Genomic DNA, 16690 nt, shown 5'->3' with positions numbered 1-16690 from the left:
GGCTTTTGAAATGGATTTGCCTATGAGGAGGAGAATCTTCATTTCCAAGAGGTAGAGCGAGTGACCGCTACATTCGATAAAGTTGCCGACATCATTGCTGAAACCAGCGAGATCGACCGCGCAACGATCACGCCGGAAAGCCACACGATCGACGACCTCGGTATCGACAGCCTCGACTTCCTCGATATCGTTTTCGCCATCGACAAGGAATTCGGCATCAAGATTCCGCTCGAAAAGTGGACTCAGGAAGTCAACGAGGGCAAGGTTTCCACCGAGGAATATTTCGTGCTGAAGAACCTCTGTGCCAAGATCGACGAGTTGCGCGCCGCCAAGGCTTGAAGCAACGTCATCGTGTTTTTTTCACGCCCTGCCGCCGTTGATATGGCGGCCGGGCGATTTTGTTCCTAAGTAGGCCTTCCGACGGGCTTTTGTCCGTCGCGCCGGAGAAGACTGATGCTGCTGGAATATTTCCAGATGATTGACCATGTCGAGGCGGTGGACCTTGAGAAGCGTACGCTCGCTGCGCGCTCGGTGGTGCCGGCCAAGAGCCCCGTCTTCGAGGGGCATTTCCCGGGCATGCCGCTCGTTCCCGGCGTGCTTCTCATCGAAACCATGGCGCAGGCATCCGGCATGCTGGTGCTGGCCGCCACTGATTTTACATCCATGCCCTTCCTGATGTCGGTCGACGGCGCCAAGATGCGCACCTTCGTCGAGCCGGAAGCGGTGCTCGACATCGAGGCCTTCCTCGAACATGACGGCTCCGGTTTTGCCGTCACCAAGGCAAAGATCACCAGCGGCGGCAAGAAGGTCTGCGATGCGCAGCTGAAACTGCGCACCATGAATTTCAGCGAGATTCCGCTCGGCGATATCGTTAGGAAACGTGCTGAAGAGGTGGGCCTGATGGCCGCCATCGCTGCGCAGGGGGCCAACGCCCAGGGGAGTAAATAATGAGCAAGGCCGCCAATGACGTCGTCATATCCGGCATCGGCATCGTGACCTGTCAGGGTGTCGGCAAGGATGCGCATATCGCGCTGCTGACCGCTGACCGCGCACCTGATCCGGTCGTCGAGACCGAGAAGTTCAAGCCCTATCCGGTTCATCCGCTTCCCGAGATCGACTGGTCGCAGCAGATCGCCAAGCGCGGCGATCAGCGCCAGATGGAAAACTGGCAGCGCATCGGCGTCTTCACCGCGGGTCTTGCGCTCGACGATGCCGGTTTCAAGGACGATCTCGAAGCCTGCGGTACGATGGACATGATCGTGGCGGCCGGGGGCGGCGAGCGCGACATCAATGTCGATACGCTGATCGTCGACGAGGGGCTGAAGCGTAACGACCGCGAGTTGCTGCTGAACGAAAAGCTGACGACGGAACTGCGTCCGACACTGTTCCTGGCGCAGCTTTCCAACCTGCTTGCCGGCAATATCTCCATTGTTCATAAGGTCACCGGTTCCTCGCGCACCTTCATGGGCGAGGAAGCGTCCGGCGTTTCCGCGGTCGAGACGGCCTTCTGGCGCATCAAGTCGGGCGAATCCACCCATGCGCTTGTCGGCGGCGCCTTTGCTGCCGAGCGCCAGGACATGATCCTGCTGACGGAAGCGATCGGCGCCAATACGCGTGGCGAATGGGCGCCGCTCTGGTCGCGCGCTGGCCTTGAAGGCGGGGGCATAATCCTGGGTTCTGCCGGTGCCTTCCTGGTGCTGGAATCGCGCAAGCATGCCGAAGGGCGCGGCGCGCATATCTATGCGACGATTGCCGCCGTCGAGGGTGATCGCGGCAATCGCGCTGCGGGCAATTTCGAAGTGCGCATGGAGCAGCTGCTGAAGCCTGCCGCGGACCTGCCCGCCGACAGGACGGCGATCTTCTCCGGCTCGACCGGCATGCATGAGATTGCCGCCCGCGAAAAGACGGTTCTGGAGCATCAGCTTCCGGGGGCTGCGATCCGCGGTTTCGGCGGCGTTTCCGGTCACACGCTCGAGGCGCAGTTCACGCTCGGCCTCGCGCTTGCAGCGCTCGCCATCGATGCCAAGGCCAAGGTTCCGCCTTTCGATGCTGCGCATGAAGCACCGATGAAGGCCGGCACGAAAGCCGCCGTCGTCACAACCGTTGGACATCAGCGCGGCGAAGGCGTCGCCGTTCTTTCCGCAGAAGCGTGAGGAGTGACTGAAATGACAGCGTCCGCTTATAGGGATCATCTCGGCCGTCCGATCGTTGCGGTCACCGGCATGGGCATCATCACCTCGCTCGGCCAGGGCCTTAGGGACAATTGGTCGGCTCTTTCGTCCGGCACCTCAGGCATTCACGAGATCACCCGCTTCCCCACGGATGGCCTTTCGACGCGCATTGCCGGTACGGTCGATTTCATCGACATTCCCGTGCCGAACGCCGTCGAGCGCTCCTATGCCTTTGCGCGCGAGACGACGATCGAAGCGCTCGCCGACGCCGGTCTGTCCGGCGATTTCAACGGCCCGCTGTTCCTCGCGGCCCCGCCGATCGAGCCGGAATGGAGCGCCCGTTTCGAGCTTGCCGACCGCTCACCGGCGGCCGACCATCCGGGTGACGCCTATGAGCGGTTCCTTGCCGCCATGCGCCAGCGCCCCGATCCGGCCTTTCATGAGGCGGCGCTCTTCGGGGCTATTTCCGAGCGTCTCTCCGATCGCTTCGGCACGCGCGGCCTGCCGGTCACGCTGTCGACGGCCTGTGCATCGGGTGTGACGGCGATCCAGCTCGGCATCGAGGCGATCCGCCAGGGCCGCACCGAGCGGGCGCTGACGGTTGCGACCGATGGTTCGCTGAGTGCGGAAGCGCTGATCCGCTTCTCGCTGCTCTCTGCCCTCTCGACCCAGAACGACCAGCCGACCAAGGCCTCCAAGCCCTTCAGCAAGGATCGCGACGGTTTCGTCATCGCCGAAGGCGCGGCAACGCTGGTGCTGGAATCGCTGGAATCGGCGGTTGCCCGCGGTGCTAAAATTCTCGGTATCATGAAGGGCGCCGGCGACAAGGCCGACAGCTTCCATCGCACGCGCTCTTCGCCCGACGGAGGCCCGGCGATCGCGACGATCCGCGCAGCGTTCGCCGACGCCGGCATGAGCGAGGACGATATCGGCTATATCAACGCTCATGGCACCTCGACGCCGGAGAACGACAAGATGGAATATGGCTCCATGTCTGCCGTCTTCGGCGAGAAGCTGGTCGGTATTCCGGTCTCGTCCAACAAGTCGATGATCGGTCATACGCTGACCGCAGCCGGTGCGGTCGAGGCGGTCTTCTCGCTGCAGACGATGCTGACGGGCACGCTGCCGCCGACGATCAACTACAACAACCCGGATCCGTCGATCGTTCTCGACGTCGTGCCGAATAAGAAGCGGGAAGCCCAGGTTTCGGCCGTGCTTTCCAACTCTTTCGGCTTCGGCGGACAGAACGCAAGCCTTGTCATGGCGCTCGAACCGGCATAAGCGGTTCCCGATAAATCAACCGATAAAAAGAACGCCCCGGAGGCGAGAGGTTTTGCCATGCGCGCTTTGCAACTGATCGATGACCGCAAGCTAGAGATCACCGACCTGCCGGAACCGGATGCCCCCGCAGCCGGTGAAGTGACATTGCGCGTCAAGGCGGTTGCGCTGAATCATATCGATGTCTGGGGCTGGCGCGGCATGGCGTTTGCCAAGCGCAAGATGCCGCTCGTTATCGGCGCGGAGGCCTCCGGCGTGGTCGAAGCGATCGGCCCCGGCGTTGCGAATGTTCTGCCCGGTCAGCTCGTGTCGATCTATGGCGCGCGCACCTGCGGCCTCTGCCGCCCGTGCCGCGAAGGCCGCGACAATCTCTGCGAACATGTTTCCGGCGTGCACGGCTTCCATCTCGACGGCTTCGCGCAGGAAAAGGTGAACCTGCCGGCGCGCCTGCTGGTTCCGGCCCCTCCCGGTGTCGATGCGATCGGGGCAGCGCTTGCGCCCGTCACCTTCGGCACGGTCGAGCATATGCTGTTCGACAATGCCAAGCTCGAACCCGGTGAAACAATCCTCGTGCATGCCGGCGGCTCCGGCATCGGTACGGCGGCGATCCAGCTTGCCAAGAAGATCGGCTGCACCGTAATCACCACGGTCGGTTCCGACGACAAGATCGAAAAGGCGAAGGCGCTTGGCGCCGATCATGTCATCAATTACCGCACCGACCGTTTCGAAGGCGTGGTGCGCAAGCTCACCAAGAAGAAGGGCGTCGACGTCGTCTTCGAACATGTGGGCAAGGATACCTGGGCAGGCTCCATGCTCTGCATGAAGCGGGGCGGCCGTCTCGTCACCTGCGGTTCGACCTCGGGTGTCTCGACCGAGATGAACCTGATGATGCTCTTCCAGCAGCAGCTGAAGCTCTTCGGCTCCTTCGGCTGCCGCATGGAGAACATGGCCGACGCCATGCAGAAGATGGGCCGGGGCCTCGTGCATCCCGTCATCGACACGGAAGTCGGCTTCGACGATATCGATCGTGCGCTGGAGCGCATGGAAGGCCGCCAGATCTTCGGCAAGATCATCCTGAAGATGGACTGACCGGGTGAAGCTCTTCATCACCAGAATCGTTCTGGCGCTCAGGCGTTTCCAGCAATGGCTGGTGGCGCAGGTGATGTTCGGCTTCCTGAATTTCCTGAAGCTTTTTCCGGCCGATGGCGCGATGCGCTTTGCCGACTGGATGACGCGCCAGATCGGCAAGCGGCTGAAGCGCCACAAGCTGATGCTCTACAATCTGCGCCGGGCCTTTCCGGAAAAGAGCGATGCGGAGCTCGAAGAGATCGCGCTCGAAAGCTGGGGCAATATGGGCCGGCTTGCGGCCGAATATGTCTTCCTCGACCAGCTCTTCGATTTCGATCCTGAACGGGCGGAGCCGGGCAGGGTGGAGGTCTCAGGCATTCCGATCTTCCTGGACCTGCGGGACAATCCGCGCCCCTTCATCGTCTTTACCGGCCATACCGGCAATTTCGAGCTGCTGCCGGTTGCGGGCAACGCCTTCGGTCTCAGTGTGACTGTGCTCTTCCGCCCGCCGAACAATCCTTACATCGCGCAGAAGGTCTTCGATTTCCGCAGCGGCCGCATGGGTAAGCTCGTGCCCTCGCATGCAGGTTCCTCCTTTGCGCTGGCGCGCCAGCTCGAGGCGGGGCAGGGGGTGGGCGTGCTGGTGGACCAGAAGTTCAGCCGCGGGTTGAAGACGACGTTCTTCGGGCTAGACACCAAGACCAATCCGCTGCTGCCGAAGCTGGTGCGCCAGTTCAATTGCGAGGTCTATCCGGCCCGCTGCATCCGTCTTCCCGGCAATCGCTACCGGCTGGAGATCGAGCCGAAGATGGAGGTGCCGCGCGACGAGAAGGGCAATCTGGACCTTCCCGCGACGGCCCAAATGATGAACGACAAGGTGGAGAGTTGGGTGCGCGAATATCCGGCCCAGTGGTTGTGGTATCATGATCGCTGGGATATCAAGCGTTCCGTCAGGCTGTAAGATTCCGCCTGTAACATTTTGCTCCTGATTTATAATCGGTGAAAAGCGACAGGTCTGCTTCAGTTGAAACTGAGCACGGTTCATGTTACGCGTCTCTACTAGGGCGCGTAAATTGCCTACCGTAAGGCGTAATCTTTCATTAAGCATAGGCCTCGATCGGTTTCGGAACGTTTCTCAGGAAATGGATATGGTGGGGGTATCTTGCTTGAGCTGTTCAGGGCCTTTTCCTTGCGCTACGCGCAGATTGAGGAAGCGATAAGGCTAGGGGACGATGGGCGCGTGGAGGCGCTCGACCGCGATATTCAGCCGCTGGTCGAGGCGATCCTCGCATGTAGGGCGTCCAGTCTCATCGAAGTCTATATGCAACTTCAGTTTGTAAGCTACCTCATCGGCCAGGATGCCGATGACAGTGCTTTCGTGACGCAATATGCCACCGTGCTCTCCTATCTGCTCGACCGTTATTTCGGCGCCCATGCACCGGACTGGCGCGTGCCGCTGCCGGCGGACATGAAGCTCAGGCCGCCGCCCGCCTATATTCCCGATACCGATAACGGCCAATTTCTCAACGCGGCGATCCTGCAGACGCTGCCGGACCGCATGGCGGTGCTCACGAAGGATTATCGCTACCTCTATTCCAATCCCGCCAATTGCGCCCATCTCGGCAAGAATGCCATGCAGCTCATCGGCCGCCATATCGTCGAGTTCATCGGCGAGGAGCGCTTTGCCGACGAGGTGAAGGAGAAGCTCGACGCCTGCTTCGACGGCGTGCCGGCGGATTACACCTACGCGCGGGATGAGCGGCACAATCGCTGCCGGATGGTGCCGCTCCACGATGCAGCGAAGAAGGTGATCGGGGCGCTCATCACCATTCAGAATCTCGGCGCTGCGGACGCCTGATTTCAGTCTTTGCTCCAGACGCCCAGTTCATAGCCGTCCTTGTCGATAAAATGAAAGCGCCGGCCGCCGGGGAAGGGCGTGATCGGTTTTGCAATGGTGCCGCCGGCCTTTTCGACGCTTGCCAGCACATCTTCGAGCTTTTCGGCATAGAGGATGACGAGCGGGCCGCCTGCGGCACGCACCGGGCCGAGATTGGTGAAGCCGCCTTTCAGCCTTCCGTCATCGAACTCGCAGTAGTTCTCCCCGTAATCGGTGAAGCGCCAGCCGAAGGCCGCGCCGTAGAAGGCTTTTGCCGCGCCAATATCGGTGACGTTAAACTCGACATAGTCGATGCGGCGGTCATTTTCAGCGTCTTTCTCGACCATTTCATTTCTCCATCATCGATTTCAGAGCCGCCAGATCCTTCTGCACATGGGCGGCGTCGGCAGCGAATTGTTCGTCGGTCATCCCGGGCAGGCGCAGCAGCGTGAACATCACCTCGCAGCCATCGCCATTCGGCACGATGCGCAGCGCGTTATAGACGCGCAGGCCGGATTCAATGGTGACGGTATGGTCGATGACGCCGAATTCGTTCGGCGGCACGAAGCTCACGCGGACGATGCCGAGCGGGCCATGGGCGATCCAGTCCTCGCCGTCGGGTTCCAGGCCGCTCGCAAGACCGGAGGCCCAGAGCGGCATGTTCTCCGGCCTGCCGGCGAAATCATAGACATCGCGCCAGTCTCTTTTGATCGTGATGTGGACGATGCGGGCGGGCATTGTGTTCATCGGTCTGTCCTTTTGCTTTGCGTCAGACTAGCAGGCCGGTACGGGCCGTCTTGAACAAAACGGTCAGCGGGCCGTCAATTGAGCCAGCATGGCGGATGGTGTCAGTGTCGTGAGTTCGCCGATCTCTCGGGTCATATGGGCCTGATCAGAAAAACCGGCTTCGAGGGCGAGGGCGGCAAGGGACAGGGTCTCGCTTGCGCGGCACAAGGCCATGAAACGCTGCAGCCGGCGGATGCGCTCCAGCGTCTTGATGCCGTAACCGAAATGGTGGTGGGCGCGGCGGCGCAATTGCCGTTCGCCGATATCGAGCCTCTGCTGCAGATCGCCGATACGGCCCGATCCATGGTCTGCAGCGGCAAAGATCAGGCGAGCCTCGGGATCTGGCTCCGCTTCTTCCCTTGCCAGTTCACTCAACAGGGCGGCGAAGAGAGGGAGGGTGGCAGCCTCATCCAGACAGTCGGACAGGCGCGGTTCGAGGAGGGCAGCCTTTTCCGGCACGAGAGCGCTGAGGGGAACGGCGAGGCCGGTGATTTCCGACAGAGGCAGCTTCAGCCAGGCGGCGCCGGCGCCCGGTGCAAAGCGCGCGCCGATAATGCGCATGCCCGGCGTCATCGGCGGGAAGGCGGCGGTGCGGTCCGGCCCGACAACGAAGAGGTGGCTGTCTGCAAAAAGCAGGTCGCAATAACCATCAGGCACGATGGCAATCGGGCTTGCTGTTCGAATCTGATGCGACCAGAGGCAGCGGAAATGCGGCGCAAGGGCAGGCGAGGGCGCATATTCGCGGTAGCGCCCGGCTCTCTTGGCGAGCAGCGGCCTGAGATCGCTTTGCCTTGCTGCAACAGCAGTCATTTCGGCCTCCCAAACACATGCATATGGTGCTTCCATGGCCATTCGAAAAGCCTGTTCCGGCAGCCTTTTTTCGAACCGAATCGCGGTCGTCGACCTTGCCGTTTGGCCGAGAGAGTGCCACAACATCGCACCATTTCACTCATCGGAGGTTTGTCGTGGAAAAGGCAGAAATCGGACTGATCGGTCTTGCCGTCATGGGGTCCAACCTGGCTCTCAACATTGCGGAAAAGGGCAACAAGATCGCGGTTTTCAACCGCACGCCTGAAAAAACGGATGAATTCTACGAGAGTGCCGGCGATCTGAAGAAGCAGATCATTCCCTGCAAGACGATCGAGGAGTTCGTCGAGGCGATCCGCCCGCCGCGTCCGATCATCATCATGATCAAGGCCGGCGAGCCGGTCGACCAACAGATGGAAGCGCTGCGCCCGCATCTCGAAAAGAACGACATCATGATCGATGCCGGCAACGCCAACTTCCGCGACACGGTTGCCCGCTTCGAACGCCTCAAGGACACCGGCCTGACCTTCATCGGCATGGGCGTTTCTGGGGGTGAGGAAGGTGCCCGCCACGGCCCGTCGATCATGGTCGGCGGCACGGAGGATTCCTGGAAGCGCGTGGAGAAAGTCCTGACCTCGATTGCCGCCAAGTATGATGGCGATCCGTGCGTCGCCTGGCTCGGCAATGACGGCGCCGGCCACTTCGTCAAGACGATCCATAACGGCATCGAATATGCCGACATGCAGATGATCGCCGAAATCTACGGCATCCTGCGCGACGGCCTCGGCAAGAGCGCTTCGGAAATCTCCGGCATCTTCGGCGAGTGGAACAAGGGCCGCCTGAACTCCTACCTGATCGAAATCTCCGAAAAGGTTCTGGCCGCTACCGACCCGATCTCCAAGACGCCGATGGTCGACATGATCCTCGACAAGGCCGGCCAGAAGGGCACTGGCAAATGGTCGGCGATCGAGGCGCAGAACATGGGCATTCCGGCGACCGGCATCGAAGCCGCCGTGGCGGCCCGCAGCCTGTCGTCGATGAAGGAGGAGCGCGTCGCCGCCGAAAAGATCTTCGGCGATCTCGGTGCCGCCTTCCCGGTCGCTTACGGCCCCGACTTCAACAAGGATCTGGAACTGGCGCTGTTTGCCGGCAAGATCGGCGCCTATGCGCAGGGCTTTGCCGTCATGGCGGAAGCTTCCAAGGAGTTCAACTGGTCGCTGCCGATGCCGACGATTGCCCGTATCTGGCGCGCCGGCTGCATCATCCGCTCGCAGTTCCTCGACGAGATCACCAAGGCGTTTACCGATGCGCCTGACGCGGCGAACCTCATCGTCACGCCGGCCTTCTCCGGCATGGTCAAGGAATCGATCCCGGCGCTGCGCCGCGTCGTGACCGCAGCACTCGCCGCCGGCCTGCCGGTTCCGGCGCTTGCCTCGGCGCTCAGCTATTTCGATGCCTACCGCCAGGGCCGCGGCACTGCCAACCTCATCCAGGCGCAGCGCGACTTCTTCGGCGCCCACGGCTTCGACCGCCTCGACGGCAAGGACTTCCACCACGGCCCCTGGGGCAGCGGTGCGTCGACTTTCTGAGGCCTGCGGGAATAGAGTTGAAGAGCCCGGCCGTTGCGCCGGGCTTTTGTTATCCTGCCGTCATACGGCTGATTGCAACGGGGAAGTCTGCGACGTGCTTCATCATGCATCTTTCGGCGTGGTTGATATCGAACATTCGGCCAGATTCTACGACGCCGCCCTCGGCGCGCTTGGCTATGTCCGCGTCTGGGAGGATATTCGCCCCGGCGAGGAGGAGCAGGCTGTCGGCTACGGCGTGCCCGGCGGCGGCGACAAGCTGGCGATCAAATCGGTCCAGGCGGGGCAGGCTGCGCCGGGCGCGGGCTTTCATCTCGCCTTTGCCGCGCCGAACCGGCAGTCGGTGACCGAGTTTCATGCGGCGGCACTTGCGCATGGCGGTGTCGACAATGGCGGTCCAGGGTTGAGGCAGCATTACGGGCCGAATTACTTTGCTGCCTTTGTGATCGATCCAGACGGGTATCGTATCGAGGCGGTGTTTAATCAGGCGGTTTAAGGGGAGAGTGGGCTTCACCAGCTCTGGAGGGTGAGGGGGGCCGCACACTCAAACGACTCACCCTGAGAACGCACGTTCATGGCAATATCGGCGGAATGTGATAGACGACACAGCCATATTTGCGGTTCTGGCGGTGTTCCCTGACCTCGCCGCCGTAGGCTTCGGCAATCCGCCTGCTGGCGATGTTTTCCTCGGCGACCGGATATTCGAAATAACGCACCGTCTGAGTCTTGCTCACCCATCTCGCTACGGCGCCGATCAACTCATTGCCGAAGCGTTTGCCATGCACATCGCGGCGTAGCCAGATTCCGAGCTCCGGTCTATCTGATTTGATAGCGTGTACGCCGAGAATGCCGAGGCAGCGGCTATCCTCGCGGCTGCGAGGGACAAGGGTGACTTCCGATCCATCTTCCATTGCAGGCAGCCAGTTTTGCCAAACTTCGGCAAAGGCTTCCTCGCTCGCAGGCGCTTCCCAGGCGGTGAAACGGGTAATCTCGGGGGAGATGCAGGCAAAGACCTCCCTAGCATCCTCCGGCCTGAATGCACGCAGGATCGTGCGTTCCGTCGGTATTTCGATTTCCCGCATGCGTTTCTCCGTGCTTGACCGCCAGAGTAACGGCAGTCCCGGATGCTTACCGTCCCTCAGGCCATTCCGGCTTGCTGATGGACTGCAGCAGCTCCGCATCCACGCCATCGATCCGCGCAATCACTTGTTTTGCCATCTCGCGGCCGGCATGGCGCACGTCCTCATAAGCCGTGATGATCTCCGGGCGGATCCAGTTGAGGATCGGGGCGGATTGTTTGGAGACGAGGTCGACATCGTGGCCGAGGCGCTTGCCGGCGGCTTCGATGCCGGCGTTGACGGCGATGGTGGCGCTGCCGGCGGATGAGACGATACCATCAGGTGCGCCTGGCGAGCGCATCAGCTGTTCCACGGCGTCGCGGATTTCGGCGAGCGGGGCATCGATATTGACGCGCAGCGGCACTTCCTCGGCGCCGTAGTCGTGCAGACCGGTCTGAAAGCCGATGCGGGTATGGGTGTAATAGGTGAGCTTGCTCGGCGGCTGGAGCAGGGCGATGCGTTTGCGGCCGCGCTGGACGAGCTTCTGCACGGCCTGATGGGCGTAAGCCTCGTTGTCGAAGTCGTGGTAGGGATGCACGAGGCCGCCATCGGTGCGGCCGTGCGTGGTGAAGGGCATGCCGCTTTCTGTAAGCAGGCGCACGCGCGAATCGTCAGGCTCGACGCGCGAGATGATGACGCCGTCGGCAGAGCCCGTTTCCAGGATATAGCGCACCGGCAACATGGGGTCCTTGCTGTGCGAATGCGGGGTGACGACGATATGGTAGGGCGTGCCGGTCAGCACTTCCGAAATGCCGAAGACCATCTGGCTGGAAAAGCCCATGAGCTCCTCGTCAATACTGAGCACCAGCGCAATGACATTGGTCTTGCCGGTTCTCAGGCGCACGCCGGCCCTGTTCGGCTGATAGCCGAGCTGGCGGGCGACCATGCGCACCCGTTCCTTCGTTTCAGCGCCGATATCCGGTGCATCTTTCAGCGCCCGCGATACGGTCGTCACGCCGAGACCCGTCATGAAGGCGATCGTCTTCAGTGTCGGGCGTTCGCGCTGAACGGAATCGGATGCCGCTCCGCCGAAATTTCCGTTGTTTTCCATCCCTCTAGGCCCGCCTCGCGCGATTTGCTTCGCCTTATAGAGGCTTTTTGGCGCACTGTAAGTATGCCGCCGCTCAAAAAGCTCTCCTCCCTGAGCAGGACAATCTGTAACGATACAGTAGAAATGTCGAGCCCTTTTTCCGATCAACGTTGCAGAGTGGTCCTCTCTGGTTGAATCGCCTTTTGATCCCGCGATTTTTTGCGTCCGCGAAATGGAGAAAGGTGGAAATTATCAGGTTAATAAAAAATAAAACCATTAAATCAATTGTTTAATGTCATTATGCACGTGCGAGACAGCTTGCTTACGCTTTTCTCATAAAGCAAAGATGGAACCGGAAAATGCCCTCATAAGCTGTATTGGCGTCTCTCACAGAAAATTTTGCGAGCGGGCGGTTGCGCGGATAAATCGATTGCTCTAAGTTTTTCCGGCAACGTTTCAGTGAGGGAGGAGAACTCATGAAAATCCGTATGATGGCGGCTGTGCTTGCCGCTTCCGTAGCTATTCCTTTTGGCGCCGCAAAGGCGACCGATCTCGAAGTTACCCATTGGTGGACTTCGGGCGGTGAAGCTGCCGCCGTGGCCGAGCTGGCAAAGGCATTCGATGCCACCGGCAACCACTGGGTGGACGGCGCAATCGCCGGTTCCGGCAGCACCGCGCGCCCGATCATGATCAGCCGCATCACCGGCGGTGACCCGATGGGTGCAACCCAGTTCAACCACGGCCGTCAGGCCGAGGAGCTCGTCCAGGCCGGCCTCATGAAGGACCTGACCGATGTGGCGACCGCAGGCAAATGGAAGGATATCATCCGTCCGTCGACCTTGCTCGATTCCTGCACGATCGACGGCAAGATCTATTGCGCACCGGTCAACATCCACTCCTGGCAGTGGCTGTGGCTGTCGAATGCCGCTTTCGAGAAGGCCGGCGTTGCTGTTCCGAAAAACTGGGATGAATTTGTCGCTGCCGCTCCGGCCCTGGAAAAGGCCGGCATCATTCCCCTCGCAGTCGGCGGCCAGGGCTGGCAGGCAAGCGGCGCCTTTAACGTTCTGATGATCGCCATCGGCGGCAAGGACAACTACCTGAAGGTCTTCAAGGATAAGGATGCCGAAGTCGCGGCCGGTCCCGAGATCGCCAAGGTGTTCAAGGCTGCCGACGATGCGCGTCGCATGTCCAAGGGCAGCAACGTGCAGGACTGGAACCAGGCCACCAACCTCGTCATCACCGGCAAGGCCGGCGGCCAGATCATGGGTGACTGGGCGCAAGGCGAATTCCAGGTCGCCAAGCAGGTTGCCGGCAAGGACTATACCTGCCTTCCAGGCCTCGGTGTGAACGAGATCATCTCGACCAGCGGTGACGCCTTCTACTTCCCGCTCCAGAAGGATGCCGAGAAGGCGAAGGCTCAGGACGTGCTTGCCGCCACGCTTCTCGACCCGAAAACCCAGGTTGCCTTCAACCTGAAGAAGGGTTCGCTTCCGGTTCGCGGTGATGTCGATATCTCGGCTGCCAACGACTGCATGAAGAAGGGTCTCGAAATCCTTGCCAAGGGCAATATCGTCACCAGCTCCGATCAGCTCGCCTCGCCGGATACGACAAAGCAGATCGAAGATCTCTTCGCCGAGTTCTTCGCCAATACCACGATGACGCCCGAAGCAGCGCAGAAGCGCTTCGCCGACATCATCGCCGCCGCCGACTGATCCTCGGCCCTCAAGCCCATCAGATCCGGTCCTGCAGTTGCAGGATCGGATCGCGCCGCCCTGATCTATGATCCTTCCGGCAACGGCACTCACATCCGGCTACGATCGCGCCAAGGCTGCATGGCGGTTGCGACAGGGAGGGGAAGGGTGGCCGTCTTCGGATGGACCCCGATCACCGAAGCGACTGTGCTTCAGGAGGAAACTCAATGACAGGTCAAGCGAAAGCCGGCCGACCGTTTAAATTGTTCCGCAATCTGAATTCCAAGATTGCCTCCATCCCCATGATCCTCACCGCCATGGTCATCTTTCTCGGTGGCACGATCTGGACGGTGGTTTATTCCTTCACCAATTCCAAGCTTCTTCCGCGATTGAACTTCGTCGGCATCGAGCAATATCAGCGTCTCTGGGCCGCCCCGCGCTGGGTCGTGTCCATCGAGAACCTGGCGATCTACGGCATTCTGTCGCTGATCTTCAGTCTGGTCATCGGTTTCATGCTGGCGGCTCTCATGGATCAGAAGATCCGTTTCGAGAACACGTTCCGCACGATCTTCCTCTATCCTTTCGCGCTGTCCTTCATCGTCACCGGTCTTGTGTGGCAGTGGATCCTGAACCCGGAATTCGGTGTGCAGGCGGTCGTGCGGTCGCTGGGATGGACGAGCTTCAGTTTCGATCCGCTCTATACGTCCGAAATCGTCATCTACGGGGTGCTGATCGCCGCCCTCTGGCAGGGTACCGGCCTCGTGATGTGCCTGATGCTCGCAGGGCTTCGCGGCATCGACGAGGATATCTGGAAGGCTTCCCGCGTCGACGGCATTCCGATGTGGCGGACCTATCTCTTCGTCATCATTCCGATGATGCGACCAGTCTTCATCACCACACTCGTCATCATCGCCAGCGGCATCGTCAAGGTCTACGACCTCGTCGTCGCCCAGACCAGCGGCGGTCCGGGCATCGCGTCGGAAGTGCCGGCGAAATACGTCTACGATTACATGTTCCAGGCGCAGAATCTCGGTCAGGGCTTTGCAGCTTCGACCATGATGTTGGTGACAGTAGCGATCATCATCATTCCCTGGGCATATCTGGAATTTGGCGGAGGGCGCAAACGTGGCTGACAATATCGCTCTCAAGGCCGTCAATGGCGGCGACATTCCCTTCGAGAAGTCGACGGTTTCCGGTCCGGCCGGACCAAAGCCGCGGCCGATGGTTTCGGCCCGCAACATCATCGTCTACGGCACACTTTTCGTGGCCGCCGTCTACTATCTGATCCCGCTTTACGTGATGGTCGTCACCTCGCTGAAGGGGATGCCGGAAATCCGGCTCGGCAACATCTTCGCGCCGCCGATGGAAATCACCTTCGAACCCTGGGTCAAGGCCTGGGCGACGGCCTGCACCGGCCTCAACTGCGACGGTCTTTCGCGCGGTTTCTGGAACTCGGTGCGGATCACCGTACCCTCGGTCGTCGTTTCCATCGCGATCGCCTCGGTCAATGGTTATGCGCTGGCGAACTGGCGCTTCAAGGGATCGGAATTCTTCTTCTCGGTCCTCATCATCGGCGCTTTCATTCCCTATCAGGTGATGATCTATCCGATCGTCATCATCCTGCGCGAAATCGGCATTTACGGATCGCTCACCGGGCTCATCATCGTCCATTCGATCTTCGGCATGCCGATCCTGACGCTGCTGTTCCGCAACTACTTCGTGTCTTTGCCGGAGGAGCTGTTCAAGGCGGCACGTGTCGACGGGGCGGGCTTCTGGCAGATCTTCCTGCAGATCATGCTGCCGATGTCGCTGCCGATCTTCGTCGTCGCGATGATCCTGCAGGTGACCGGCATCTGGAACGACTTCCTGTTCGGCGTGGTCTTCACCCGGCCGGATACCTATCCGATGACCGTACAGCTCAACAACATCGTCAATTCCGTCCAAGGCGTGAAGGAATACAACGTCAACATGGCCGCAACGATCCTGACAGGACTCGTGCCGCTCGTCGTCTATTTCGTGTCGGGGCGGCTTTTCGTCCGTGGCATCGCCGCTGGTGCAGTGAAGGGTTGATCCAATGAACATGAATGCAAGTGTTTCCATCAAGGACCTGTCGCTGAACTTCGGTGCGGTCAGCGTGCTCAAGGACCTGAACCTCGACATCAACGACGGCGAATTCCTGGTGCTGCTCGGCTCGTCGGGCTGCGGCAAGTCGACCCTGCTGAACTGCATCGCCGGGCTGCTTGACGCTTCGGAAGGGCAGATCTTCATCAAGGGCAAAAACGTCACCTGGGAAGAGCCGAAGGACCGCGGAATCGGCATGGTGTTCCAGTCCTATGCGCTCTATCCGCAGATGACGGTCGAAAAGAACCTTTCCTTCGGCCTTCGCGTCGCCAAGGTGCCGCAGGCCGAGATCGACAAGCGCGTAGCGCGCGCCTCCGAGATTCTGCAAATCCAGCCGCTTCTGAAGCGCAAGCCGGCCGAGCTTTCCGGCGGCCAGCGCCAGCGTGTGGCGATCGGCCGTGCCCTGGTGCGCGATGTCGACGTCTTCCTCTTCGACGAGCCGCTGTCGAACCTCGACGCCAAGCTGCGCTCGGAACTGCGCGTCGAAATCAAGCGCCTGCACCAGTCGCTGAAGAACACGATGATCTATGTCACGCACGACCAGATCGAGGCGCTGACGCTCGCCGACCGGATCGCCATCATGAAGAGCGGCATCATCCAGCAGCTCGACGACCCGACGACGATCTACAACAAGCCGCGCAATCTCTTCGTAGCCGGCTTCATCGGCTCGCCGTCCATGAACTTCCTGCGCGGCGAACTGGTCAAGTCAGGCGATGGCATCGCCTTTACCGCCAACGGCGTCAATTTCTCGCTCGCCGCCTATGACGGCTACGAGAAGCTGCAGCCCGGCCGCAAGGTGGTGCTCGGCGTTCGACCCGAGCACATCAAGGTCAACGAGAATACCGGTGGCGAAGAGCATGACGCCACCGTCGATATCGAGGAACCGATGGGCGCCGACAATCTTCTGTGGCTGAAACATGCCGGTCACACGATGTCGGTACGCATCAACGGTGCGCGCCGCTTCAATGTCGGAGCCAAGGTGAAGCTCAGCTTCGACATGGCGCTCGCCTCGGTCTTCGATGCCGAGAGCGAGCTGCGCCTCTAAAAAGTTCTGCGGACGGTGCCGGAAACGGCATCGCCCGATCCTCCAATTGGCCTCTGGCCAGCCAAATTCGGCCGCGATCCGGCTTGTCCGGCACTCCCAGGAGCGGCTCGATC

18 protein-coding genes are annotated in these 16690 nt (G+C 60.7%); 13 read left to right on the top strand and 5 right to left on the bottom strand.

Going from position 1 to position 16690, the window contains the following annotated elements:
* The first annotated feature begins 60 nt into the window (after window positions 1–60).
* The 7 genes from ACK9YZ_RS12890 to ACK9YZ_RS12860 all read left to right on the top strand — a co-directional run bounded on the left by ACK9YZ_RS12890 (window position 61) and on the right by ACK9YZ_RS12860 (window position 6375).
* Window positions 61–339 carry an acyl carrier protein gene (locus ACK9YZ_RS12890; RefSeq protein ID WP_007814022.1) on the top strand — a complete coding sequence of 93 codons (279 nt, stop codon included), beginning with the start codon at window positions 61–63 and terminating at the stop codon, window positions 337–339.
* A 114-nt stretch (window positions 340–453) separates the two neighbouring features.
* A complete protein-coding gene (locus ACK9YZ_RS12885) occupies window positions 454–948 on the top strand; it encodes a 3-hydroxyacyl-ACP dehydratase FabZ family protein (RefSeq protein WP_216755061.1) in 495 nt (164 codons plus the stop codon).
* Window positions 948–2153, top strand: a complete 1206-nt coding sequence (locus ACK9YZ_RS12880) for a beta-ketoacyl-ACP synthase (RefSeq protein ID WP_216755060.1) — start codon at window positions 948–950, stop codon at window positions 2151–2153. Before ACK9YZ_RS12885 ends, ACK9YZ_RS12880 begins: the two co-directional genes overlap by 1 nt.
* A gap of 12 nt (window positions 2154–2165) precedes the next feature.
* The gene (locus ACK9YZ_RS12875) at window positions 2166–3452 is read left to right on the top strand and encodes a beta-ketoacyl-ACP synthase (RefSeq protein WP_416064081.1); all 1287 of its coding nucleotides are present in this window, start codon (window positions 2166–2168) and stop codon (window positions 3450–3452) included.
* Between the two features lie 57 nt (window positions 3453–3509).
* Window positions 3510–4538 carry a zinc-binding dehydrogenase gene (locus ACK9YZ_RS12870; RefSeq protein WP_416064080.1) on the top strand — a complete coding sequence of 343 codons (1029 nt, stop codon included), beginning with the start codon at window positions 3510–3512 and terminating at the stop codon, window positions 4536–4538.
* A 4-nt stretch (window positions 4539–4542) separates the two neighbouring features.
* Window positions 4543–5478: a lipid A biosynthesis lauroyl acyltransferase gene (locus tag ACK9YZ_RS12865; protein ID WP_416064079.1), complete on the top strand. Its 936-nt coding sequence runs from the start codon at window positions 4543–4545 to the stop codon at window positions 5476–5478.
* 201 nt (window positions 5479–5679) lie between these two features.
* Window positions 5680–6375, top strand: coding sequence for a PAS domain-containing protein (locus ACK9YZ_RS12860; RefSeq protein WP_216755056.1), 696 nt, complete (start codon window positions 5680–5682; stop codon window positions 6373–6375).
* Window positions 6376–6377: 2 nt separating this feature from the next.
* Here ACK9YZ_RS12860 and ACK9YZ_RS12855 read toward each other — a convergent pair whose 3' ends face one another.
* The 3 genes from ACK9YZ_RS12855 to ACK9YZ_RS12845 all read right to left on the bottom strand — a co-directional run bounded on the left by ACK9YZ_RS12855 (window position 6378) and on the right by ACK9YZ_RS12845 (window position 7989).
* Entirely contained in the window at window positions 6378–6740 is a 363-nt protein-coding gene (locus tag ACK9YZ_RS12855) for a VOC family protein (protein ID WP_416064078.1), read from the bottom strand.
* Window position 6741: 1 nt separating this feature from the next.
* On the bottom strand, window positions 6742–7140 hold the full coding sequence (locus ACK9YZ_RS12850; RefSeq protein ID WP_216755054.1) for an SRPBCC family protein: 399 nt from the start codon (window positions 7138–7140) through the stop codon (window positions 6742–6744).
* 63 nt (window positions 7141–7203) lie between these two features.
* Window positions 7204–7989 carry a DUF6597 domain-containing transcriptional factor gene (locus ACK9YZ_RS12845; protein WP_416064077.1) on the bottom strand — a complete coding sequence of 262 codons (786 nt, stop codon included), beginning with the start codon at window positions 7987–7989 and terminating at the stop codon, window positions 7204–7206.
* Window positions 7990–8144: 155 nt separating this feature from the next.
* Here ACK9YZ_RS12845 and gndA point away from each other — a divergent pair, with 155 nt between their 5' ends.
* Both gndA and ACK9YZ_RS12835 read left to right on the top strand, forming a co-directional pair.
* Complete coding sequence (gndA, locus tag ACK9YZ_RS12840) at window positions 8145–9575, top strand: NADP-dependent phosphogluconate dehydrogenase (RefSeq protein ID WP_416064076.1); 1431 nt, start codon at window positions 8145–8147, stop codon at window positions 9573–9575.
* A 94-nt stretch (window positions 9576–9669) separates the two neighbouring features.
* Window positions 9670–10068 carry a VOC family protein gene (locus ACK9YZ_RS12835; RefSeq protein WP_216755051.1) on the top strand — a complete coding sequence of 133 codons (399 nt, stop codon included), beginning with the start codon at window positions 9670–9672 and terminating at the stop codon, window positions 10066–10068.
* A 76-nt stretch (window positions 10069–10144) separates the two neighbouring features.
* Here ACK9YZ_RS12835 and ACK9YZ_RS12830 read toward each other — a convergent pair whose 3' ends face one another.
* Window positions 10145–10654, bottom strand: coding sequence for a GNAT family N-acetyltransferase (locus tag ACK9YZ_RS12830; RefSeq protein ID WP_416064075.1), 510 nt, complete (start codon window positions 10652–10654; stop codon window positions 10145–10147).
* A 46-nt stretch (window positions 10655–10700) separates the two neighbouring features.
* A complete protein-coding gene (locus ACK9YZ_RS12825; RefSeq protein WP_416064074.1) occupies window positions 10701–11741 on the bottom strand; it encodes a LacI family transcriptional regulator in 1041 nt (346 codons plus the stop codon).
* A gap of 455 nt (window positions 11742–12196) precedes the next feature.
* Between ACK9YZ_RS12825 and ACK9YZ_RS12820 the strand changes: the two genes are divergently transcribed.
* The 4 genes from ACK9YZ_RS12820 (at window position 12197) to ACK9YZ_RS12805 (ending at window position 16577) form a co-directional block, all read left to right on the top strand.
* Window positions 12197–13432 carry an ABC transporter substrate-binding protein gene (locus tag ACK9YZ_RS12820; RefSeq protein WP_216755048.1) on the top strand — a complete coding sequence of 412 codons (1236 nt, stop codon included), beginning with the start codon at window positions 12197–12199 and terminating at the stop codon, window positions 13430–13432.
* Between the two features lie 206 nt (window positions 13433–13638).
* Window positions 13639–14544, top strand: a complete 906-nt coding sequence (locus ACK9YZ_RS12815) for a carbohydrate ABC transporter permease (protein WP_216755047.1) — start codon at window positions 13639–13641, stop codon at window positions 14542–14544.
* A gap of 4 nt (window positions 14545–14548) precedes the next feature.
* A complete protein-coding gene (locus ACK9YZ_RS12810) occupies window positions 14549–15481 on the top strand; it encodes a carbohydrate ABC transporter permease (protein WP_216758897.1) in 933 nt (310 codons plus the stop codon).
* A 4-nt stretch (window positions 15482–15485) separates the two neighbouring features.
* A complete protein-coding gene (locus ACK9YZ_RS12805) occupies window positions 15486–16577 on the top strand; it encodes an ABC transporter ATP-binding protein (RefSeq protein ID WP_216755046.1) in 1092 nt (363 codons plus the stop codon).
* Window positions 16578–16690: the final 113 nt, after the last annotated feature.

It is taken from the genome of Rhizobium sp. ZK1 (genome assembly GCF_047782645.1).
GTDB lineage: Bacteria > Pseudomonadota > Alphaproteobacteria > Rhizobiales > Rhizobiaceae > Rhizobium.
Note: the sequence above shows the minus strand (reverse complement) of the source record. Positions and strands in the feature narration are given on the sequence as shown.